Annotated in this window: 19 protein-coding genes; 7 read left to right on the plus strand and 12 right to left on the minus strand. The window is 49.9% G+C overall.

Annotated elements, in window-relative coordinates; translation table 11 throughout:
• Positions 1-5 precede the first annotated feature (5 nt).
• Entirely contained in the window at positions 6-3,590 is a 3,585-nt protein-coding gene (locus P404_RS0105475; protein WP_026830188.1) for an SH3 domain-containing protein, read from the plus strand.
• A 157-nt stretch (positions 3,591-3,747) separates the two neighbouring features.
• On the opposite strand, the gene P404_RS0105480 is transcribed toward P404_RS0105475, so the two are convergent.
• Entirely contained in the window at positions 3,748-3,942 is a 195-nt protein-coding gene (locus P404_RS0105480) for a hypothetical protein (RefSeq protein ID WP_026830189.1), read from the minus strand.
• Positions 3,943-4,112: 170 nt separating this feature from the next.
• Between P404_RS0105480 and P404_RS0105485 the strand changes: the two genes are divergently transcribed.
• Positions 4,113-4,592: a glutathione peroxidase gene (locus P404_RS0105485; RefSeq protein ID WP_014971315.1), complete on the plus strand. Its 480-nt coding sequence runs from the start codon at positions 4,113-4,115 to the stop codon at positions 4,590-4,592.
• Between the two features lie 91 nt (positions 4,593-4,683).
• On the opposite strand, the gene P404_RS0105490 is transcribed toward P404_RS0105485, so the two are convergent.
• A complete protein-coding gene (locus P404_RS0105490) occupies positions 4,684-5,253 on the minus strand; it encodes a hypothetical protein (protein WP_014971316.1) in 570 nt (189 codons plus the stop codon).
• Between the two features lie 123 nt (positions 5,254-5,376).
• Entirely contained in the window at positions 5,377-6,483 is a 1,107-nt protein-coding gene (locus P404_RS0105495; protein WP_236624331.1) for a glycerate kinase family protein, read from the minus strand.
• 104 nt (positions 6,484-6,587) lie between these two features.
• Here P404_RS0105495 and P404_RS0105500 point away from each other — a divergent pair, with 104 nt between their 5' ends.
• The 3 genes from P404_RS0105500 to P404_RS0105510 all read left to right on the plus strand — a co-directional run bounded on the left by P404_RS0105500 (position 6,588) and on the right by P404_RS0105510 (position 11,805).
• The gene (locus tag P404_RS0105500) at positions 6,588-10,133 is read left to right on the plus strand and encodes a CDP-glycerol glycerophosphotransferase family protein (protein WP_026830191.1); all 3,546 of its coding nucleotides are present in this window, start codon (positions 6,588-6,590) and stop codon (positions 10,131-10,133) included.
• 356 nt (positions 10,134-10,489) lie between these two features.
• Positions 10,490-11,179, plus strand: a complete 690-nt coding sequence (locus P404_RS0105505) for a zinc ribbon domain-containing protein (protein WP_026830192.1) — start codon at positions 10,490-10,492, stop codon at positions 11,177-11,179.
• Positions 11,176-11,805 carry a hypothetical protein gene (locus P404_RS0105510; protein ID WP_026830193.1) on the plus strand — a complete coding sequence of 210 codons (630 nt, stop codon included), beginning with the start codon at positions 11,176-11,178 and terminating at the stop codon, positions 11,803-11,805. Before P404_RS0105505 ends, P404_RS0105510 begins: the two co-directional genes overlap by 4 nt.
• Before the next feature lie 102 nt (positions 11,806-11,907).
• Here the strand turns inward: P404_RS0105510 and P404_RS0105515 are convergent, their stop codons facing one another.
• Positions 11,908-12,816: a Gfo/Idh/MocA family protein gene (locus P404_RS0105515; RefSeq protein ID WP_014971319.1), complete on the minus strand. Its 909-nt coding sequence runs from the start codon at positions 12,814-12,816 to the stop codon at positions 11,908-11,910.
• Between the two features lie 160 nt (positions 12,817-12,976).
• Between P404_RS0105515 and P404_RS0105520 the strand changes: the two genes are divergently transcribed.
• Both P404_RS0105520 and P404_RS0105525 read left to right on the plus strand, forming a co-directional pair.
• Positions 12,977-14,230, plus strand: coding sequence for a serine hydrolase (locus P404_RS0105520; protein WP_026830194.1), 1,254 nt, complete (start codon positions 12,977-12,979; stop codon positions 14,228-14,230).
• Positions 14,231-14,382: 152 nt separating this feature from the next.
• The gene (locus P404_RS0105525) at positions 14,383-14,994 is read left to right on the plus strand and encodes an AmiS/UreI family transporter (protein ID WP_014971321.1); all 612 of its coding nucleotides are present in this window, start codon (positions 14,383-14,385) and stop codon (positions 14,992-14,994) included.
• Positions 14,995-15,010: 16 nt separating this feature from the next.
• Here the strand turns inward: P404_RS0105525 and P404_RS18760 are convergent, their stop codons facing one another.
• Genes P404_RS18760 through P404_RS0105560 form a run of 8 tightly spaced genes read right to left on the minus strand, consistent with a single transcriptional unit; the run spans position 15,011 to position 22,308 of the window.
• A complete protein-coding gene (locus tag P404_RS18760; protein WP_236624332.1) occupies positions 15,011-15,289 on the minus strand; it encodes a hypothetical protein in 279 nt (92 codons plus the stop codon).
• Positions 15,286-16,230 (minus strand): LCP family glycopolymer transferase, encoded by a 945-nt coding sequence (locus tag P404_RS0105530; protein WP_014971322.1) that lies wholly within the window; start codon positions 16,228-16,230, stop codon positions 15,286-15,288. Before P404_RS0105530 ends, P404_RS18760 begins: the two co-directional genes overlap by 4 nt.
• A gap of 34 nt (positions 16,231-16,264) precedes the next feature.
• Positions 16,265-17,008 (minus strand): hypothetical protein, encoded by a 744-nt coding sequence (locus P404_RS0105535; RefSeq protein ID WP_034774056.1) that lies wholly within the window; start codon positions 17,006-17,008, stop codon positions 16,265-16,267.
• A gap of 23 nt (positions 17,009-17,031) precedes the next feature.
• Positions 17,032-18,186: an aminotransferase class I/II-fold pyridoxal phosphate-dependent enzyme gene (locus P404_RS0105540; protein WP_014971324.1), complete on the minus strand. Its 1,155-nt coding sequence runs from the start codon at positions 18,184-18,186 to the stop codon at positions 17,032-17,034.
• Positions 18,183-19,250: a lipid II:glycine glycyltransferase FemX gene (locus tag P404_RS0105545; protein ID WP_026830195.1), complete on the minus strand. Its 1,068-nt coding sequence runs from the start codon at positions 19,248-19,250 to the stop codon at positions 18,183-18,185. The genes P404_RS0105540 and P404_RS0105545 overlap by 4 nt, the downstream gene beginning before the upstream one ends.
• Complete coding sequence (locus P404_RS0105550; protein WP_014971326.1) at positions 19,231-19,851, minus strand: sugar transferase; 621 nt, start codon at positions 19,849-19,851, stop codon at positions 19,231-19,233. The genes P404_RS0105545 and P404_RS0105550 overlap by 20 nt, the downstream gene beginning before the upstream one ends.
• A 16-nt stretch (positions 19,852-19,867) precedes the next feature.
• Positions 19,868-20,977, minus strand: a complete 1,110-nt coding sequence (locus tag P404_RS0105555) for a glycosyltransferase family 4 protein (protein WP_026830196.1) — start codon at positions 20,975-20,977, stop codon at positions 19,868-19,870.
• Complete coding sequence (locus tag P404_RS0105560; protein ID WP_026830197.1) at positions 20,965-22,308, minus strand: nucleotide sugar dehydrogenase; 1,344 nt, start codon at positions 22,306-22,308, stop codon at positions 20,965-20,967. The genes P404_RS0105555 and P404_RS0105560 overlap by 13 nt, the downstream gene beginning before the upstream one ends.
• Between the last annotated feature and the right edge of the window lie 10 nt (positions 22,309-22,318).

Consider the following 22,318-nt stretch of genomic DNA (forward strand, 5'->3'; position numbering starts at 1 on the left):
GATCTTTGAACACGACACTATTCACGAAAACCTTGAAGATGCTGGTCAGCTTCATTATGGTCCTCGGCATTCTCGTTTCTTACAGCCCCTCACTTGAGGCCGCGACGACGAAAGCAACGACCTATCGTTTGTCTACCGATACTTATCTGTATGACAAAACGACATCTTCACGGAAACGCTTGTTGACGATCAAGACCGGAACTATCGTTTCATCCACGTATGTGTCGTCTTCTGGCTACTTCAGAAGAGTTACATACAACGGAAAAACGGGATATGTCGCGTCAAAATATCTAGTAGCATACGACAAGAAAGAAAGCATCACGGGACAACGTTTTCTCGTCTCGAAAAAGACGACGCTTCACAAATCAGCGTCGACGACAGCTTCTGTCATCGCGACATTAAATGAACAGGATGCGTACTACAGCTCACAAAAGATCACGAATTCATTGGGCGAAGTTTGGTACCGCGTGACGTATGACGGTCAGACCGCTTATGTTCGTTCGCTCAACGCAACACCAATCAGCTACACGAAGTTATCAAAAACGACGTTGACGACGACAGATGGTTACATTTTGCGTCAGTATGCCGGGACTGCTTACCCCCGCCAGCTCGTCGTTCCAACCGGGACATCGCTTCAGACGACGGGACGCATTGGTGACTGGTACAATGTCACGTATGCTAAAAAGTCAGGCTACATGCATAAGGCAGCATTCGTCGGTTCATCGAAACAAGAAATTACGACGATTCCAGAAACAACCTTCAAGACAAAAGTTTCGACAGTTTTGTACGATACGACGATTGGCACAAAACGCCCACTCGTGACGATTCCAAGCGGATCCATCGTCAAATCGACCGCTTTATCCGGTCTCTACCATCGTGTCACATACAATGGGAAAACAGGCTATGTCTTAACCGCAACACTTGCTGAATACACGACGACTGTGAAATTAGCATCATCTCGTTTCCTATTATCAACTGCAGTCGAGATTAAAACAAAACCACTTTCATCTAGTACGACACTTGTCAGTTTACAAACAGGCAATGTCTACTACACGACCCAACTCGTGACGAATTCGACGGGCGAACAGTGGCACAAAATCTCAAAAGACGGCAAGAGTGGTTACGTCAAAGTCAATCAAGGAAAAACGATCAAGTATTATACAGCTCACGATCTTTCTTTGAAAACAACGACGGCGACTTCCCTTCACTCGTATGCCGGTCCTTCTTACGGTGTCGTCAAAACGATTCCAAGTGGTACCGTCATCAAGATCCAAGGTCAAATCGGAAACTGGTATAAAGTATCGTTCGACGGGAAATCAGGTTACGCGTCAGGTGCGACCTTCACCGATCATGTGATGACACAATCGATTCCAACAACGGACTTCAAGCTTAAAACAGACGTCGCGATGAAAGCCGCGCCAAAAGCAACGGCGACGACGATCACGACGCTCAGAACAAACGATATCTACCAAACCAATCAACTCGTTACGAACGGTTCGTCGAAATGGCACCGTGTGACAAAAGACGGTCAGACAGGTTACATCCCGGTCGACCAAGGTACACCGGTTTCCTATGCACCGGAAAATATGGCGATGAAGGCTACGGCTACTACAGCATTGCATACATATGCGGGTAATTCGTATGCGACTATCGCAACGATTACGAATGGGACAAGCATCCAGGTCATCGGAAAAATCCAAGACTGGTATAAAGTTTCGTCAAGCGGAAAAACAGGTTATGTGCCTGCGAACACGATGACGGAACTGATCACGAAAAAGACACTTCCCGCTTCTCGATTCGTCTTATCGAAATCGGTCGATGTCAAAACATCGCATCACTCGACAGCCGACACGTTAACGACTTTGACGGCAAGTGACGTCTACTATACGACACAACTTGTCACGAACGGTCGTTCCGAACAATGGCACCGGATGACGATCAACGGCAAAACGGGTTACGTTCGCGTCAACCAAGGAACGCCGATCGCTTACAAAGCAGTCTCAGCAACGAAGTATAAAACATCTAGTTCGACGCCGCTTCGTTCGTACGCCGGTCCTTCTTACGCTGCCGTCACGACGATTCCGGGTAATACCGTCATCACCGTAACGGGACAAGTCGGGAATTGGATGAAGATCACCTATGGTGGGAAAAGCGGTTATGCCGCTGTTTCGACATTAAGTGAATTTACGGAAACAAAAGTAATTCCGGAAGCCCGGTTCTTGCTTGATGCACCAATCGCTGTCAAAAGTGATGCGAAAGATTCCGCAAGCACGATCACAACTTTAAACAAAGGCAATGTCTACACGACAAAAACGCTCGTCACGACGTCTGCAAACGCACAGTGGCACCAAGTAACCGTCAACGGAAAAACAGGTTACATTAAACTGGGGCAATCGACTTCACCAATCAGTTACGAGCCGATCGAAAAATCGTTTGTCCGGGCGACCGGCACGACTTCGCTCCGGTCCTATGTCGGTGATGCGTATCAGCTAGTTACCTCGATTCCAATTGATACGGTATTACCCGTCACAGGGAAAATCGGCAACTGGTATGAAGTTTCTTACGAAGGGAAGACGCTTTATGCGTACAACGGGACACTCGTCATGACGTCGTCGAAATTAAATATCTACAATTCAGTTGCGACGCCGTATACGTTTGACAGTTTCATCAGTGCCCAGATGAAACTGAACCCACCACCCCAGACGGACCTGTACGCTTTAAAACTGATGTATGTCAGTGCGGATTATGTTCGACTCGGTGGTGCCCTCGATCCTGTCAACGGAACGATTGCAACCGTCACAGCGACGACACCACTCAACATCCGGTCTGGTGCGACGACTGCGAGTCACGTCTACGGTCAGTTCAAACCGAGCACGATGATCAAGGTCTATCAAAACGTCAGTGGCTTCTACACGACGTATCCGCGTGTCTATACATCCACTACACGCTATTCAACGATTTATTGGTTGAACGCGCTCGAAGCGGATGTCCGTAACGCTTCGGATCCACTGAAAGTCGATCGCCAATCATCGGCTTACTATCAATTCCTTGATTTATCAAAATCAACAGGCGCAACGGCTGCGACACTGAACAAGATCCTCGCGACAAAAGGCATCTTCGGGAAGTGTACGACAGGGAGCTGCGGACAAGCCTTCATCGATGCGGGAGCAAAGTATTCGTTGAATGAAGCATACTTGATCTCACATGCCTTGCTTGAGACCGGTAATGGGACTTCAACACTTGCAACAGGTGTCGTCTGGAACGGACGGACTGTCTATAACATGTACGGCATCGGTGCGTACGATTACGACGCCATCAACACAGGCGCAGCCTATGCTTACAGCCAAGGCTGGTTCACACCGGAAGCCGCCATCATCGGTGGTGCTGAATTCATCAGTACGAAATATGTGCATAATCAATATGATCAAAACACACTCTACAAGATGCGTTGGAGTCCGATGCGCCCTGGTGTTCACCAGTACGCGACGGATATGGGCTGGGCGGTCAAACAAACGACTCAGATCTATAACCTCTATCAACAGATGGAAAGTTACACGGCTGTCTTCGATATTCCAGTCTTCGCGCGTTAAACCATACAACAAAACATCCCGACACTGAATCCATCGATTCGGTGCCGGGATGTTTTTGTTAGTTCAACCGTCCGCTGTAAACCATCCATCCTTCATCTGAATGGAACACATCCTTTCAGCAGGAAATCGGGCTACGGTTTTTTTGAACAAACAAGACTTAAGATTGTTCATTCCATTTGGTCTGGACCGTCAAAGGAGCTAGCATCGTCACCCAAAGGGCAACCACTCCAGAAACAAGAATCACAATATCGCGTTCGAATCCGAGGGTCAGCAAAACCATACAACTTGTGATCAGGACAAGACAAAGCGTCACGATCATGACAACACGCGATTGTTTCAACATCTTTCTCATGTGGCATCTCTCCTTTCCTTCCAAAGTATTTTGTAGTCTACCAAATTTTGCAGAAATTCAGGTGTGCTGACACTTGATTGTGACAGATTTGTCATCGGACAGCCGTTATTCAGGCGAAATTCAAACCCGTTTGGTACACTGATTTTAAGACCATAAGGGGGAATCATCAGATGTTACAAGAACAGACTTTTCAACGGATTGACGGAACCGAAGCAACGTTACAGGATTATCCGGGACAAGCCTGGCTGATCGTCAATACAGCAAGTAAATGTGGCTTGACACCGCAGTTCGAAGGACTGGAGCAACTCCATCAAGATTATCGGAAACAAGGACTCGTCGTCCTCGGTTTTCCCTGTAACCAGTTCGCCGCTCAAGACCCGGGGACAGATGAAGAAATTCAAAGTTTCTGCCAAATGAACTACGGCGTGACATTCCCTGTTTTCTCAAAAATCGACGTCAACGGTGAAACGGCACACCCTCTGTTCGCCGAGCTGAAGGCACTTGCACCAAACACGACGGGCGAGCAGGATATCGAATGGAACTTCACGAAATTTTTAGTGACGCGTGACGGGGAAGTGACTCGTTTTGCGCCGAAAACGAACCCGACTGATTTGGTGGCCGCCATCGAGCGGATCGTCGTCCCTGTCTAAAGTCGATTTAACCAACAAATCACAAAAAAAGTTCTATTTCGATGATCCATCGAAATAGAACTTTTTTGAGGTCGGATTCATCCAGATCCACTCAAGGTGTTCCCGGTTCTAAGTGTCCTTTGATCATTTCTTCCGCCAATACTTTGACGTCTTCGACATCCCGCATTTCCGTGAATGGATGTCCCCAGACGTCCAGCCACTCGATTTCTTCGATCGGTTGCGTCCGGAAACGTTTTCCGGTCGGTTCAAAAGAAGCAGCCGCCGTCGATTCAAAGGCGGCATATTTTAACAACCACGGTTTGTCGAGTAATAATTTTGTCGTCTGTTTCGCCTGTTTGAACATCACGTCCCCGACTAGAACGATCGGATCAAATCGTTCGTGTAACGGATGGGTATATTGCACCGAGACGATCAACGCATGGTTTGAGACCTTCTCATTTTGACGGGTGTAGGACCGTGTCAGAAAATGCGGGACAAGGGATTCTGCACTGTCCTTTGTTTGATGGATACTTAATCCATGTTCCGTTTGGACGACGTCCGGAAGAATCGGCTCATATCCCCGATTGGCGAGTTGTTGGTCGAGCTCCTTAAATAACAATAATGTATGTTCGACGAGTGCCCGCACTTGCCGAAACGAGAGTTGAATCGACTGATTGATCATGATTGTGACCTGCCTTCCAATTGATAGAGTAGTATAACTTCTTTTACCCTAAGCCGCAGTCCTTCATTCCTGTTCCCTCCAACCATTCCCCTAAATTAAAGAAATTGTCTTTTGTTGTCCCGTTCATCTCGTCATGAGCCGTCGGACGATTTGTTCCGCACGTCGCGTCAGCCGTTTTTTCGTGATGACTGGGTCAAGCGTCGTTTCTTCGTCCGGGTCATGAATCGTTTCGCATACCGATGCTTGTTCCAACCGTTCGGTGACCTCTCCTGCGAGCAGGATGCACGGGACGCTCGAGCGATTTGCGAAAGCGACGACCGTTGCCGGAAGTTTTCCCATCATTGTTTGGCGATCAATCCGCCCCTCTCCTGTCCAGACATAATCAGCTCGCTTGATGCGTTCTTCTGCATCGATCACCCGTAAGATATAGGCTGCTCCCGAATCAATTGAAGCACCAAGTGCGTAAGCCGCTCCGCCCAGTCCTCCGGCAGCACCCGCTCCCGGCACCCGATCGATTCCAAGCTGTTTTCCGATGTCTCCCAGACGCGTATCCAACTGTTCGATTTCTTGTACCGTCAATCCTTTTTGAGGTCCAAACACGTGGGCAGCCCCCCTTTTCCCGGCATACGTCGCGGTGACGTCCGCCAAGACATGTAAGCCGTCAATCTCTTTCGGCAATCGGATCTGCTTCGTCTCAAGCAGCGGGTTCGTCTGCCAAGGAATCGGCTGGCCGGTTTGCGTCAACAGGTCAGCGCCCAGTTCGAACAAAAAACCAAGCCCCCCGTCAGTCGTTGCCGTGCCACCTAAGGCAAGAAACATCTCCGAGACATTCGTTTCTAAGACGTGTCGAACAAGCCGCCCGACACCTCGTGTATCTAGTAACAGCGCAGCCTCTTCCGATCGTTTCAAGTACAGCCCACAGATTGTCGCGACTTCGATCACGGCGGTCTGACCTTTTTGGACATAGGTTACCTGAATCGGACGACCGGCTAAGTCAATCGTCGTCGCTGTTAGTTCTCGAAATCCATTCGCGGATAACGCTTCAAGCGTCCCTTCGCCCCCGTCCGCCACAGGACTCCAGTCGATCGTCGCGTCAGGGTCCGCGCTTAAAATACCCGTCCGGATGGCACGCGCTGCGTCAGACGAACTCAAACAGCCTTTGAAGCTGTCGATGCAGATGAAGTGATGCATTCGGATTCCTCCCAATTCATGTGTCTCAATTTTTCCCATCCAAAAAAATTAAAATATGATATGATAATTGTCATGCACACGACACGTTTTGTTTGTTTTCGACGTCGAAAACAAACGATTTTTTCATGAGGAGGTCCTATTCTGTGAGTCTTTCAAAAACATTACTACGGATGGCACGATTCGGAAATTCGATTTTGCCAAAACCGAAAAAAACAACTTCACGTCGCACCAAGTTCAAACAAGTTTTGCAACTTGACTCGACATTCCAAGAACATACCATTACCGGTCAACTGTCTGACCCGGCGGTGATGGTCGAATCCTTGCTGATTCGCGATCACCAGTTAAATGAGGTCATCGAATTACGCAATACCCATACGACAGGCGGCAGTCATTTTTCATTTTCACTGACGCATGACGTGTTGCCGACTCTCGTCGACCGCGTTTTGAAAAACAAGAGTCTCACCGAGCAAGAAACGGCATCGCTTGAAGAAATAGCGGAAGACGAACTGACCGCAGTAGAAGCAGATGAGTCCGAAGATACAACGGAAATGGAATCCGATCTACCTTCCGGACGTTTTTCGTTTTGGCTCAAATTTTCGAAACATCTAGCCGATTTCCAACCCACGACGCTCGAGAAGTGGGAAACAAACGGCTTACCGAGTCGCGCCACGATTACCGATGAGCTCTTCACACGTGAAATCATTCTCGGTCGTTTTTCGGAAACACGGATTGCCGCTCCCTTAAAGCCGTTGATTGATCCGGATTTCCAACATACCGCCCACCTGTATACAGACCTCAAAGGCAATCTGCGGATTTTGTTGAATAAAGAACCAAAAGTCAAACCGAAGATGCAAATCGATTTGATTGATTGTCCCGTCGCCGATCAAACGGAAATCAAAGGGAAAATCTTCACTCGGCATGCCTTTATCCAAAAAGGAACGTTACAGCTCGTTCACCGGGAAACGGGTGAGCAGATTCCCGTGCCGATTGACTGGGTTTATGACAATGTCCGCAGTGCCGACAAATTTGGTCTCTACCGGTATACGTACCGGACCGTCATCGACTGGACCCGTCTGCACCGCGAACATCAGGTCCTGCAGGAAGGAATCTATGACGCGTTTGTCGCGCTTGAGTATTATCACCGAGCTGAATCGACATTGCTTCGTCTCGGACGGGCGCGTTACATCACACGTCAATTGACGCCGGAGACACGGGGTCAGGGCGAGGCGACGACGATGCATATCATCCCGTACTTCACGGTCGGTCATCGGAATCTCTCGTTTGAGATGACCGAATTCACCAATGACAATTATACGTATTTGAACCACATGATGAAATTTGCACCCCTGTATCGCCTGTTTGCCGAAAAGAATACCTGGCTCGTCGGGGAACGTCCTTACAAAGCACAAGACAATGGGTATCATTTCTTTAAATATATGCGTGAGACATACCCGGACCGTCCTGTCTATTATGTCATCGATCCCGATTCGAACGAATACGATCAAGTCGAACAACTTGGTCATGCGTTACCGTTCAAGTCCAAGGAACATATCTATCATGCCTTGATGGCGAAAAAAGTCATTGGGACACACCATGCGGAATACCTGTATCCCCTAAAATCCGAACCGTTTAAACGGAAGATGAAAGCGGATCGGATTTTCATCCAACATGGTGTCCTTGGTACCAAAAATATGGATGACCAGTACGGAAAATTTGCACCGGCCTTTGATACGGATTTATTCCTCGTCAGTTCAGAACGGGAAAAACGGCTGGTGACACAAGACATGGGCTACCCGGAACGTGAAGTCCGGATTACCGGTCTGTCCCGTTTCGATGCCCTGCTTCGAAAGGACGTTGAGGTCAAACGCCAGATGTTGATCATCCCGACATGGCGTTCGTGGTTACAAACTCCACTCCAATTTTTTGAGTCGGAGTATTATCAACAGTACCAAACGCTGCTTTCAAGTGATCGACTCCACAAGTTCGCTGCAGAGCAGCAACTCGAAATCGTCTTTTGTCTCCATCCGAACATGCAACAATACACGAGTCACTTTGAAAACTTACCGATCACCGTCATTCATCAAGGCGAACGCGATGTCCAAGGCTTGATGAAAGAAAGCCTGCTCCTCGTGACGGACTATTCGAGTGTTGCGTTCGATTTCAGCTTCTTGAATCGTCCGGTTCATTACTTCCAGTTCGACCCGATTCGGTTCATCGGACCAAAAGGTTCTTATCTCGATTTGGAACAGGAGTTGCCTGGTCGGATTTCATCGACGCTTGATGAACTGTTTGAAGATCTTGAGGCGACCGCCGCACGTTCATTTTTGATGGCACCTGAATATCAGGCACGTGCTGCAGCATTCTTGCAACCGGTCGAATCGTCGTACTCGGAAAAAATTCTGCAGACGATCGTCGATTATAAAAAGAAACGGAGTTGGATCGAACAGATTCAGACAGCAGAAGCGGCCAACATTCTTTTCCGCCTGTATCGTCGAAGCCGGTTCTACTTCCCATCAATGAAATTTGCATACCGGTTGATGCAACGATTGCCGGTCGACCCGAAACTCGTTGTCTTTGAGAGTGGACTCGGTAAACAATATTCCGACAGTCCACGTTATATCTATGAGGAACTGAAACACCAGAACCTCGACTATAAAGTCGTCTGGGTCTATCACAAACGTCTCTACCTCGGTGACCCGAACGCTAAAGTCATCAAACGGTTATCGCCCGCTTATTTCTATTATCTGGCGACGGCAAAGTTCTGGGTCAACAACCAAAACTTCCCGCATTACTTCAGACGCCGGGAAGAGACGACCTATATCCAGACCTGGCACGGAACGCCGCTGAAGAAGATGTTGTTTGATTTAGACGAGATTCACGGACGGGACGCAGGCTATGTCGACCGGGTCACGAACTCGATTAACCAGTGGAGTGTCCTCTTGTCACCGAGTTCGTATGCGTCGACGATCTTCAAGAGTGCCTTCCGCTACGACGGACCGATTTTCGAATCCGGTTATCCCCGGAACGATTTGTTCTTCTCGAACAATCAACCGAAGACCATCGAGACGATCCGGACGAAACTGCAATTGTCGGACGATAAAAAGGTCATCTTATACGCGCCGACCTTCCGTGATCATCAGTCGCTTGGCAAAGGGAAGTTCTTCTTTGATTATCCGTTTGATTTTGACCGTGTCGCAGAAGCGTTAGGTGACGAATACGTCTTCCTGATTCGGACGCACGTCCTCGTGACGAAGAAGCCGAGCATTCCAGCTGAACACCGTGAGCGCTTCATCGATGTCACGAGTTATCCTGACATTCAAGAACTGTATCTAGTCACGGATCTGTTGATTACCGACTATTCGTCCGTGTTCTTTGATTTCGCCAACATGAACCGGCCAATGTTCTTTTATGCGTACGATCTTGATTTGTATCGCGATACCTTACGTGGTTTTTATCTTGACTACTACAAGGATTTGCCAGGACCGATTCTTGAAACAGAAGATGCGTTCATCGAAGCCTTATCCGATATCAAACGACTGGCGAACGACTACCAGTCGCAACTCGACACTTTCCGCGAAGCCTATTGCGCGATGGAAGACGGGTTGGCCGCATCACGTGTCGTTGATACGTTTTTTGCAGAGGACGCACTGGACGTAACCGAACAACCGGATGGCAGTTATTCCGTTTGAGTAGTGCTACCAGCTAACATGACAGCAAAAGAGACTGACTCAAACGTCACTCTCTATACAAAAAATAAGGGTGGCAGATGACAAGTCTGCCACCCTTATCTCGTTCAAAAGGAATCACTCGCTTCACGCGAACGCCTACAGGAAAAAGCGTAAACGTACGCTGTCAGAGACATAAGCCTGAGGAAAGCGCGTGAAAAAAGAGTGACTCCTTTTTTGGCGTCCCCCCGTCTGAATTCAAAGGTTACAGACGATCTGCTTTTGATTTGATTTCCAATTAATGTTATTCTGAATAAGATATTCAAAAATACGATTCATCTTAACCAATATACTCTTGAGTTCGTTAGGAGGGCTTGTCAATGGAACGTTGTTCACTTTGCGGAACCCCTTTAGAAACAGACGAGACAGCGTGTTCCTACTGCAAACACCCTGTCCTCAAAAAAATAAAAACACTGGACCCACCGAATCCCCCTTCGTCCAGTCGACGCTTGTTATCCTTCATCACCGTGTTCGTCATCGGTCTTGGATCTGTCGGCACCTGGTACGGGCTGACGCAAACGGAATCCACGCACACGACGCTTGCTCCGCCTGTTCAGGCTTCACCGATAGCAGACTGGTCCGATGAAATGTCTGCCTATAACCAAACCTATTCGTCAGAAGACCCACCGGCGTCTTACGACGTCCTGAAATTTGTCCGCCAGTATACGAAAACAGTGCCGGAAACCGCCACCTATTCGAAAACAACGGATACGCTTGAGACGTTCTCGGCGATTCAATTCGCGACGCTCGAGACGTTTCATTCGGAAGTCGCCGCCTTACAGACGATTCAAGCTGCGTCTGACAGCCCGATTCCTCCCCGTCCGCACACCGTTGACTTCGAACGGTTTGTTTCAAATGGCGCATCGTTTCAAATCAAGACGGTCGAGACGTATCAACTGACCCGATCAGCCGGTCAACATCTGGTCACGTATGATGTCCGGTACAACGTTCGGTTACATACGGATCATCTGCAAATCACACATATCGTCCGCACGGAGGTGAAGGCATGAAACAATTCGTGATCATTCTGTTTTGTGTCCTGTTGGCTGGTTGTACAGAAGTGCCGCCATCCGGCGTCCAGTCCGAACTCGAGCTCGGACAGTACACGCAAGCCGTCGATCAATCGACACGCCAAGATACGATGCACGATCCTGCCAAACTGATGGTGCAGCTTGAAACGGCATTAGCGAGCTATCACTTCAAAGAAGTCGTTAAGATTGCCCGGACGATCGACCAACTCGCCTTGGCGCAAGACAATCCAATCCGGCTCCGGGCAAAGTCCCTTCAATTAAGCGCAGAAGCGATGCTTGTTCAGCTGAAACAAGTCGAAGGTACCTATCAAATCGAACGGAGTACACTCGATACCGGTCTGAAAGAACGATCGTTTCCTGCGACCGGACAAATTGACGTCTCCTTCGCGAAACGTGATGGGCTGGTTGCAACGATTGACTATCAAGACTTTGGAATGGTTGAGGCACCACGCAATGATACGGAATCGATTCGGTTTGAACCGGATTTGTCCGCCCGCCTCGCCTTATCGGAAGGTCTTGTCAGTTACGTCTTTAACCGATCCGGTTTTACACTAACGTTCGAAGGTCCCGGCGGAAAATTGGTCTATCAATTGAAAAAAATTTAAGCAGAACATGATACAAAAAACGAACGGGTTCTCTCAATCAAATGAGAGAACCCGTTCGTTTTTTTGTGTTGTCCCGGACGACAGGACCGGTTTGAGTATGCCTTACAATTCGTCCAACCGTTTGACGACTTCCGCGCAGAGCTCGTGCGTCGCTAAGCTGTCGGCTCCCGTGACGGATGCTGACGGATGCCCGTGGACCGTCTCGATGAACGCATCGACCATCTCGACGAACCCACGTCGTTTTAACGTCGGTTCCCAGTTATCGAGTGGTACGCGTAACGTACCTGATTTCGTCATCTGTTCGACCGATGTCACATCCGTTGCAATCCGTTTTTCGTGTGGTCCCATCACTTCGACCCGTTCTTCCGTCACCCCGTTGTTCCGGTTCATGATCCCGATCGCCGTGATGCCGTTTGCTTCGAACTGGATCGTGACATGGTGTAATAGACCGTCCTCTTTTTTGCCGCGGACTTGCAGGTTCTCGATTTTCCCGCGTCCCGTCAAGAAACGAAGCGTATCCGCGACATGGACAAAATCGTCAAAGATAAACGTCTTCGCATCTTCGATGAAGGAAGTCCGATTTTTTTGCATGACGATTACGTTCGGCTCTTTGACTTCAAGCAAGGCACGGTGCGCCGAGGCAAACCGGCGATTGAATCCCGTGATGAAATGTAGCCCCTGTTCTTCCGCTTGTTCCGTCAACGCCCGGACTTCTTCGACTTCGAGCGAAACCGGTTTATCGATATAGATATGGATACCTGCTGCCAGTAACTGTTTTGCCTGCTTCGCATGCACCTTTGTCGCCGAATGGATCAGCGCGACTTGAATGCCGCTTGCGATGACATCTTCGATCGAATGATACGTCCCAGCGAAACGGTATGCCGATCGTAACCGTTCGGCTTTTTCTTGATCTGCCGAAACGAGATAGACCTCTAGATCTGTCCGTTCTGCATAAACGGGCAGATAGGCTTTTTGTGCGATGTCCCCTAAACCGATGACTGCTATTTTCATTTGTTTCCCTCCTGTGACGTGTCTTTTGCTCTCATTCCCTATGTTACCGGGTTTCATGCCTGTGGTGTATGCTGAAGTAATTTTTTTGAAAAAAAAGAGAATTTCCTTTTTTTGCTTTATGATAAGAACATATTTTGCAAAAGGAGGGAATGAGATTTTTATGAAGTCATTATTCAGGATTTGTTTGACACTCGTCCTACTTATTACATTATGTCTCCCAGCCTTACCTGCCCAAGCTGCCAGCTATCAGGTCATCGTCACATCGACGATTGGTGCGAACATCCGGACGAAACCAAGCACGAGTTCATCAGCGACGATCACACGTCGGGCCCCGTACAAAGCGAAGTTCACTGCCGTTTCCTATTCAAACGGCTGGTACAAGATCAAGGACGGAAATGCTTATCGGTATCTGTCGAACCAAGTCGCAGCCAAAGTCGGGACAAGTTCCGTCAAGACGTACAAAATCATCGTCTACTCGACGGCAGGAGCCAATGTCCGCACGTCGCCAAGTACGGCCTCTTCTAAAAATATCAAACGGCATGCTACATACAAGTCAAAATTCAATGCCGTCTCTTACTCGAATGGCTGGTACAAGGTCAAAGGGAAGGTCAACTACTACTATGTCTCAAACCAGGTCGCTAAAAAACTGACGACGAGTGCACCTGCCTCGTCAAGTGGAAGTTATCCAGTTGCTTCGATGCGGTACTTCAAACTCGGATCGTCCGGCTATGAGCTGACGAAAGAAAGTTTTGCCCGTCGTTACCCGGCAAGCACGACGAAATTATTGACAGCTGTCGTCGCCTATGACGCAGCTGCCAAAAAAGGAACGCTTGATCAGACGTTCACCTTAACGTATTCGATGTTATCCGTCCCTGCCGGCAGCAGTTCAGCTGGTTTCCGGTCCGGTGACAAAGTCACGATGCGCCAACTGTTGAACGGGATGCTGATCCGGTCCGGCAATGACGCAGCGAAAGCCATCGCGGTCCGGACAGCTGGTTCTGAATCCAAATTCGTTTCGCTGATGAACAATCGGGCGAGCGGCATCGGTATGTCAGCGAGTCATTTCATGAACCCGCACGGTTTTTATCACCCAAGTCACTACACGACGGCAGCTGATATGCAGAAGCTTGCCAACACCTATGCCAAATACAGCTACTTGATGACGGTCAGCGGACGTAAATCGTACCAGACCGCCGTTAAAGGACCGTATGCACGAACATTGACGTGGTACCATACAAACACGTCGCTTCCGGGAGACACGCGTGTCTACGCCAGCAAGACGGGATACACGCCGGAATCTGCTTACACACGTGTCTTCTTCATCAAAAAAGGGTCGACGCGTTATGGTCTCGTTACATTAAAAGGAACGTTACCACAAACAGAAACGACGTTACGCTCGGTCCTCAATCGTTAAGAACAGACTCTTGGGTTCGCTTTCTTCTGAAAGTGATCGCAAGAGTCTGTTTTCGTTTGATTTCTCCTTAAAAATTTACTTGCATTGGAAGCGAATTCATCATATGGTTAAGCTAACAATCAGACGTCTGACGTCTTAACGGAGGAATTCATGTGGGAAATGTAAGTTTGTTATTCGGGGGCGTAGCGCTCTTTTTAAATAGTCTGTCGTTATTCGGGAAAGTCGATCTAAAAAGTGCGGGGCTGTTCAGCTTATTGACCGGTTTACTGCAGACGTTCATCGCGACATGGCTCGTGATTGAAGCAGCCGGTGATCCCGCTTTGACCTTCGGATATGCGAGCATCTATCTGTTTGCGTTTACGTACCTGTATGTCGGGATCACGTTTTTATTTGGACTCGACGGCAGTGGCGTCGGTTGGTTTTCTTTGTTCGTCGCCATCGCCGCCCTCTTTTATGCTGGTGTCAGCTTCAGTACCGGTGACTGGATGGGTGGGACGACATGGTTATTCTGGGTCATTCTCTGGGGACTCTTTTTCCTTGGTATGGGGCTGAACATGCCAATCGATGCCTTGACGGCACGTGTCGCCATCGTACTCAGCTGGTTGACGTTGATCGTTCCGGCGCTCGTCGGACTTCGTTTCGGTACGACAAGTGCAAACTATCAACTCGTTTGGAGTGCAGCAGCAATCATGACGACCGTCTATTTTATCTATTCTGCAATCAAATTAGTACCCGCCCGTAATTCCATCCGTTCCAAAAATTAAAACAGACCGTTCAGGTTCACTTAAGCATCGGTTTTATACAAAGTAGGGAGGTGGATATCAAAATCCGCCTCCCTGCTTTCATTTCAAAAAAATCATGTGATGCACGAGACTCCTGCAGGAAAAAACGCAAGTCGGCTTGCGCTGTCAAAGACAAACAAGCCAGTGGAGAAAAAATGATTCTTTTTGAATCCTCCTCTTTACTTGGGAAGAAATCATTCAATTCACGCGATGCGTAAAAGAAAAAGTAAGCCCTTTTTGATTCAGCCCCGATTTGTTTAAGAAAAATGTTCGTCATTGAAGCTCGGTCTGTAACGTCGTTTGGACCTGTTTCAGGGAACCGTCCGTCGGATGCCAATAATAAATGTCATCCGCCTCAATTCCACCACTTCCTTCAAGGGACAGGGTCTCGACGTTTTTTAAACTGGTCCGGTAATCGGTTGCCAGTTTCCGAACGACCGGAAACGGGATGTCGGTCTTGACGTTTTTACCAAGAACACGCAAGACGTCATTGAAACGGACCAGTGAAAAACCTGCCGTCAACTTGTCCGCGACGGCTTGGACGACTTGCCGCTGACGGATCTGTCGCCCAAAGTCGCCTCGCGGATCGTCATAACGCATCCGCGCATAGGCGAGTGCTTCTTTGCCGTTTAACGCTAACTCTCCTTTGGGGAACTGCATCTCGTAATAAGAGAAATTGATATCATTTTCGACCGTCACCCCGTCGACTGCGTCCACTAAGTCTGTGAAGCCATCGAGATTGATCTCTGCAAAGTAGTCGATTCGCAGATCCAGTAAATGTTCGACGGTCTCGCGTGCCATCTCTGGTCCACCAAACGCATAGGCGTGATTGATCTTATCCGTTGAACCATTGCCGATGATCTCCGTTTTCAAGTCACGGGGAATACTGAGCATCTTGCTCGTACCGTTTGCAGGATTGACGGTCACGACGATGATCGTATCACTTCTGCCCGCTTCATTGCCGCGTTGGTCGACACCCAGCAATAAAAACGATAATGCTTTCGATTCGGTTGGTTTGTCTGACTGCTTATCCTTATCCGGTTGGTCCGTATCCGGTTGGCTCGATGCTGCCGTTTCGACACTCGCTTGAACCGGGACATCGACTTTCCCTTCCTCAACCGTCTGACTGTCCTGATGATAGACGTACCCACCTGATCCGAAAAAAACGAGCAACCCGATACCAAACAGCGTTAAGATCAGCCACTTCCATTTTCTCATGTTGATTTCCCCTTCTCTTTCGGATCAAGTCGATTTACGATGGCCGCTGGTCTGAGACGATCATCACGGCGTTACTCCAACTGCCGAATAACGCTGTGATGACACCGATACTCGGCGTATCCCGTCCCGCACTGAATTGTTGATAATGGGCAATCGTCAAACCGTCCAGTTCATCTGCTGCTTCTGTCAGGATACGCAGGACTTCCTCTTCCGTCCAGCGTTTACGCGGTTGTTCGATACCGATGATTTCTAACGCATTACTCCAGGATCCGTACCGTCTCGCGATGGTCGCGACGGTCGGGCGGTTTTTTCCAGCTGCCCATTTCGTATAGGTCTGACTTGTCAAAACAGGTAAGAGTTCTTGTGCTTCGAGTAACGATTCGATGATCCGGCGCTCCATCTCTTGCACCCGTTCCTTTAGGATTTCTGCTTCCGATAATGCCTGCTGCCACGAGTTGAATTGATGGACGATATCGGTCAAGCTCGGCGCCTGATGTTGCTGAGCCCATTCACGGTACGTCGCACTCGTGAAGGGTTCCAGTTCCTCCTTCGCAGCGCGTAAGGCCTCGATGATATCCGATTTGGTAAAGGCTACACGAACGTGACCGATTCCGGCTCGTTCGAGAGCAATTTGCCAAGATCCGAATAAAATCAGGATTTCTGCGACGCTTGGATACTGTGTATTCAGTTGCCAGCGAAAGTAGGTATTTGCCGTCAGTTCATTTTTCCCGTTCGCAGCGAGACGGAGTGCTTCAATCGCTTCCTCCAAATCGCTCATCACGATGTCTCCCTCCCATACATTCATAGCTGAACATTTCGCCGAACGTCTTCAATGAGTCCTTGACGAACCGAACGGATGACCAGTGCCTGCTCGGTAAACGTCATTTGCGAAGCAGACGGCAGACAGATCCCTTCTTCAAACAAACGACGGCTGACGTCCATGTCATTCGCCGTGATGTACGGCACATCCCGGTAGACCGGCTGCAGGTGCATCGGTTTCCATACGGGACGCGACTCAATATTTTTTTGTTGCAACTGTTGAATCAATTGATCCCGCTGCTCCATTCCACCGGGTACCGTCAATGCCGTCAGCCACCGATTCGCCCGACTACCGGTGATTTCCTGTTGGTAGTGACGTGCCTCGACGCCGTCAAACGCTCGGACATAGCGGTTGAAAATCGTCCGGCGTGCTTTGACCCGGTCCTCGATCACCTCGAGTTGTCCCCGTCCGATGCCAGCCGATACGTTACTCATCCGGTAATTAAAGCCGACTTCCGTATGCTCGTAATGTAAGACCGGTTGTCGGGCCTGCGTCGCGAGATAAAACGCCCGTTCGATCAAACCTGTATCAGACGAGACCAACATCCCGCCGCTTGACGTCGTAATGATCTTGTTGCCGTTAAACGAGTAGATACCAAACGTACCGAATGTCCCTGTCATCCGACCATTGATGGTCGACCCTAACGATTCCGCTGCGTCTTCGATCAACGGTACATCGTATTCCTCACAGATCGCTGCAAGCTCCTCGATTTTTGCAACGACCCCGTACAGGTGAACGACGATGACGGCTTTAGGGAGCTGGCCACGTGTCGCCGCTTGAATCATCGCCCGGCGCAAGGCGGCAGGTGACATGTTCCACGTGTCCGGTTCTGAATCAATCAAGACCGGGCGTGCACCGACGTACCTGATCGGGTTCGTCGAGGCGATGAAGGTCAAGGACTGACAGAAGACATCATCTCCGACCGTCACGCCAAGCGTCGCTAACGCTAAATGGATGGCAGCCGTCCCGCTGCTCGTCGCAAGTGCAGCCTCTGCCCCACTATAGGCGCGGATTCCCGCTTCGAAGGCTTCGACGTTCGGACCAAGCGGCGCCACCCAGTTCGTTTCGAGTGCTTCCGTGACATATTGTATTTCCTGACCACTGAGATGCGGGATTGATAATGGGATGCGTTTCATGATGACTCCCCCCTTATTCGTGACAGCTGACGCACTGGGGTCCGGTATAACGGAAACCAGTCCTGCGATGATGATCCGTGATGCTTCAAGTGCCGGTTCGATAATTGTTCGTATACCACTGGATTTAAGATCGATGTTCCAAGGCTGAACACGGTCTGCAGATCACTGAAGGAACGTTTGTAAGCGAGTAAGCTGTCGGTATTTTCCCGTGTCGTCCCGCCACCAAGATGAAGGGCGGTTTTTCCGAGGTGTTTTGCCCGGCGGATCATCTCGGCGAACAACAGATGATTCGGTCGGGCGGCGAGCTCCGCTGGATCAGACGCCCCGAGGTGATAATGGGCGAATTGTTGTCCGTAGAGGACGATGCAGCCAGCGATGATCGTTTCGTGTCGTTCGGCGACGAGCAATTCTGCCGGTAAGCGTCCGTCTTGCAGTTGCTGAAAGTAATCATCGTTGAAGTAATAGCGGGCATCGGCCTGACGTTTATCCATCGTCAACCGGTACAGATGGATAAAGCTTGCATATTCTTCCGGGCGGGCAACCCGGACCGTCACTTCTTCACGCCGGGCTTTTTTGATGTTCCGCCGGGTCATCGAGGAAAAACGCTTTTCAATTACGTCTATCGGATCCGTCAATTGGATCGTCACCGTCTGTTGGATTACTTGGGTACGGTCACACCAGGCTTGACCCAGTTCGTCATTCTTGAGAACCGGGTGAAACCGGACTGTTTCCGTGATGATTTGTTCGGCGTGACAGTACTCGAGAAAGTGACGTCGGACCTCCTGAACTTGATCAGTCGACCACACTCCGATGAAGACCGGTCCACCGTAACCGTAGGGAGTCGTGATGTCTTGAAGATTCGTTCCATCGATTGTTCGTTTCAGGTATGGGTAAATCAGGATGCCGAATTCTGTCGGATAGATATACATCTCTGGTACGGCCGCTTTTTCTTCTGCCAGTTCAAAATAGGCGTATTCGTAATAACAATCTAAAGCGTAACGCGCGACGAGGGCATTCCATTCCCGCGGATCATGGATCAATCGTTCAGCGCTTAACGACATCATGATCGACACCCCCATCGAGACCTTTGAATTCACCCATCCCCGTCTGATGATCGGTCGAGTTCCCCTCTGATAAGACCACGATCTTAACGGTCTTCAAGAGGATATACAGATCGAGTCGGAACGTCTGGTTTGCTGCGTACCACTGATCCTGCTCGAGCCGTTCTTGCCAGGTCGTCGCGTTTCGTCCGTGAATCTGCGCCCAACCGGTCAAGCCGGGCAGAACATCATGTCGCGTCATCTGCTCTTTCGTATAGTGGTTCAAGTAACTGACGAGCAATGGGCGTGGTCCGACGAAACTCATCTGTCCCCGGAGAATGTTAAAAAACTGCGGGATTTCATCCAGGCTCAACCGCCGAATCCATTCAACGGATTTCGGAATCCGCTCGGCGTCCGGCAAAAGTCTGCCATCCGCATCGGTCTCGTTCGACATCGTCCGGAATTTATAGATCTTAAACAGTTCACCTTTATACCCGGGACGCACCTGGTTGAAGAAAATCGGGCGTCCGAGCTTCGTGTAGATGAAGAGGGCGACGAACAGGTAGACCGGCAGCAGGACGATGATGGCGAGTAGACTGACTGTGAAATCGAATGTCCGTTTCATGGTGGCGTCCTCCTTTTTATAAGGTCGAAAAGAGATCGAGTTGCCGCTTGATGACATCTGCTTCGTTAAAGTGTTTCATCGCCCGTTCAAAACCGGCCCGTCCCATTTCCGATGCCGCGTCTGGATTCTGAACGAGATCGAGCATCCGTCGGGCCAACTGCTGTTCATCCCGAACCTCGATCAAATAACCGGTCGTCCCTTCGATGACTTCTTCTCGGCAACCACGGATATTCGTCGCGATGACCGGTTTTGCCGTCGCCATCGCCTCGATGATCGAGCGTGGAACGCCTTCACGATGTGAGGGAAGAACAAAGGCATCGACTTGATGCAGAAGCGCCGGTACATCTTCGACGAAACCGAGATAATCGATGTTCGGAATCTCGCGGATCCGTTTCATGAACGTATGTTTCGTCGTCTGATCCCGTTCACTTGCCATCATTTCACCCGCAATCATCAGCCGGACGTCCGGTTGTGACGCGACGACCTCTTCAAAGGCATTCAGCAGTTCAAGAATGCCCTTTTCTTCGACGATCCGTCCGATGAATAAAAATGTGAACCCACCATCCGTCTGACGTGGACGGGGATAAAAGCGGGTCAAATCAATCCCGTTTCCGAGGTGCATCAGACGCGTCGTGTTTTTGAACCGTTTCCGGTTCGCCAGTTCATAATCTTCGGCACTTTGGAGCAACAGATAATCCGTTGCGAACCGGGCGAGCCATTTCTCGACGGAGTACGTCAGCTGATAGGTGACCCGCCCCATCTGTTCGTGGAAATAAAAACCGTGCGCCGTATAGACGATGTGTTTCGTCCCGGCCCGTTTGGCAGCGACCCGTCCGAGCGCCGCCGCGACCGGTGTATGGACATGCACGGCGTCGTACTGTTCATCTTTTAAGATCTGGACGATCGAACGAATCGTCTTCCAGTTACTTGTCCAGTCGATTTTCCGTTCGATCGGGATATCATGCATCGTAAAACCTTGGGCGGCCAGTTTTGCCGCCGCTCCCGTATCGGCGCAGGCAATCCCGACATCGTGTCCGGCATTTTTGAGAGCGAGCAACAAGGGCTGGAGCATCGTTTCCGCCGTCGTATCAAGGGCGCAGACTTGGAGGATTTTCAGAGTCGCCATAAATGCACCCCTTCCGGCTTGTCTGCTGGTGTCAACATGCCTTTGATATCGATGACGATGCCGCGACCGACTTTGAGCAGGTGTTGCGCAAGCAGCCAGTTGCCTTCGACGTACTCTTCATGCGAGACCGCGAAGATGACGACATCGGCCGGTTTTAAGTCGGGCAGGTCTACGAGATGGATGCCGTATTCTCGTTGTGCCTCTTCTTTTGCGACGAGCCGGTCCGCCACTTGGACTTCAATCCCGAACTCTTCGATTTCCTTGACGAGGTTCGCGACTTTTGAATTCCGGATATCACTGACGTTTTCCTTAAACGATAGACCAAGGACGGTCACGCGAGCCCCGAGGACGGGCATGTTTTGTTTGATCAGATTCTTGACGAGCGACGTTGCGATGAACCGCCCCATCGTGTCATTGATCCGGCGTCCCGCCAAGATGACTTCCGGGTGGTAGCCGAGTGATTCCGCCTTCATCGTCAAGTAGAACGGATCGACGCCGATACAATGACCACCGACGAGCCCCGGGCGAAACGGAAGGAAGTTCCACTTCGTCCCGGCGGCTTCGAGGACTTCGAGTGTATCAATGTTCATCCGATCAAAGATGATCGCCAGTTCGTTCATCAAGGCGATGTTCAAATCACGTTGCGTATTTTCGATGATCTTTGCTGCTTCCGCGACCTTGATCGATGAGGCCCGATGAACACCGGCTTCAACGACCGCTTCGTACACTTCCGCGACGATGTCGAGCGTTTCTTCGTTTTGAGCGGAGACGATTTTCTTGATTGTCTTGAACGTATGCTCGTGATCACCGGGATTGATCCGTTCCGGCGAGTAGCCGACAAAGAAGTCGACACCGGCCTGAAGTCCTGATGCTTCCTCGAGGACCGGGATACAATCTTCCTCGGTCGCACCGGGATAGACCGTTGATTCATAGACGACGATGTCGCCTTTGTTCAGTTGTCGTCCGACGAGGTGCGAGGCACGAAGGAGCGGTGTCAAGTCCGGCTGGTTCTGGGCGTTGATCGGTGTCGGGACGGCGATGATGATGAAGTCGCTTGCCTGCAAGGCTCCTGCGTCCGTCACGTACTCGACTTCTGCATTCTTCAGGACGAATGGACTGAGTTCGAGTGTCGCGTCAATGCCTTCTTTTAGTTCCGCGACCCGCTGCTCCTTGATATCAAAGCCGATGACTTCCGTTTTTTCACCAAAGGCGACGGCGACGGGAAGACCGACGTAGCCGAGGCCGACGACGGCAATCGAACGGTTGGCGATAGGGAGTGATCGTGTTTCGGCTGCTGTCGTATCTATGATGTGTTTGACTGCCTTATTCATGATGGATTCC

This window comes from Exiguobacterium antarcticum DSM 14480, from assembly GCF_000685865.1.
GTDB lineage: Bacteria > Bacillota > Bacilli > Exiguobacteriales > Exiguobacteriaceae > Exiguobacterium_A > Exiguobacterium_A antarcticum.

Excerpts from the sequence above, each read along its gene's own strand:
- P404_RS0105535 (WP_034774056.1), bottom strand. The coding sequence starts at position 17,008 with ATGAGCGATTTGGAGGAAGCGATTGAAGCACTCCGTCTCGCTGCGAAC.
- P404_RS0105515 (WP_014971319.1), bottom strand. The coding sequence starts at position 12,816 with ATGAAAATAGCAGTCATCGGTTTAGGGGACATCGCACAAAAAGCCTAT.
- P404_RS0105510 (WP_026830193.1), top strand. The coding sequence starts at position 11,176 with ATGAAACAATTCGTGATCATTCTGTTTTGTGTCCTGTTGGCTGGTTGT.
- P404_RS0105560 (WP_026830197.1), bottom strand. The coding sequence starts at position 22,308 with ATGAATAAGGCAGTCAAACACATCATAGATACGACAGCAGCCGAAACA.
- P404_RS0105505 (WP_026830192.1), top strand. The coding sequence starts at position 10,490 with ATGGAACGTTGTTCACTTTGCGGAACCCCTTTAGAAACAGACGAGACA.
- P404_RS18760 (WP_236624332.1), bottom strand. The coding sequence starts at position 15,289 with ATGACGAACATTTTTCTTAAACAAATCGGGGCTGAATCAAAAAGGGCT.
- P404_RS0105540 (WP_014971324.1), bottom strand. The coding sequence starts at position 18,186 with ATGAAACGCATCCCATTATCAATCCCGCATCTCAGTGGTCAGGAAATA.
- P404_RS0105495 (WP_236624331.1), bottom strand. The coding sequence starts at position 6,483 with ATGGGAAAAATTGAGACACATGAATTGGGAGGAATCCGAATGCATCAC.
- P404_RS0105485 (WP_014971315.1), top strand. The coding sequence starts at position 4,113 with ATGTTACAAGAACAGACTTTTCAACGGATTGACGGAACCGAAGCAACG.
- P404_RS0105550 (WP_014971326.1), bottom strand. The coding sequence starts at position 19,851 with ATGAAACGGACATTCGATTTCACAGTCAGTCTACTCGCCATCATCGTC.
- P404_RS0105490 (WP_014971316.1), bottom strand. The coding sequence starts at position 5,253 with ATGATCAATCAGTCGATTCAACTCTCGTTTCGGCAAGTGCGGGCACTC.
- P404_RS0105545 (WP_026830195.1), bottom strand. The coding sequence starts at position 19,250 with ATGATGTCGTTAAGCGCTGAACGATTGATCCATGATCCGCGGGAATGG.
- P404_RS0105530 (WP_014971322.1), bottom strand. The coding sequence starts at position 16,230 with ATGAGAAAATGGAAGTGGCTGATCTTAACGCTGTTTGGTATCGGGTTG.
- P404_RS0105480 (WP_026830189.1), bottom strand. The coding sequence starts at position 3,942 with ATGAGAAAGATGTTGAAACAATCGCGTGTTGTCATGATCGTGACGCTT.
- P404_RS0105520 (WP_026830194.1), top strand. The coding sequence starts at position 12,977 with ATGAAGTCATTATTCAGGATTTGTTTGACACTCGTCCTACTTATTACA.
- P404_RS0105555 (WP_026830196.1), bottom strand. The coding sequence starts at position 20,977 with ATGGCGACTCTGAAAATCCTCCAAGTCTGCGCCCTTGATACGACGGCG.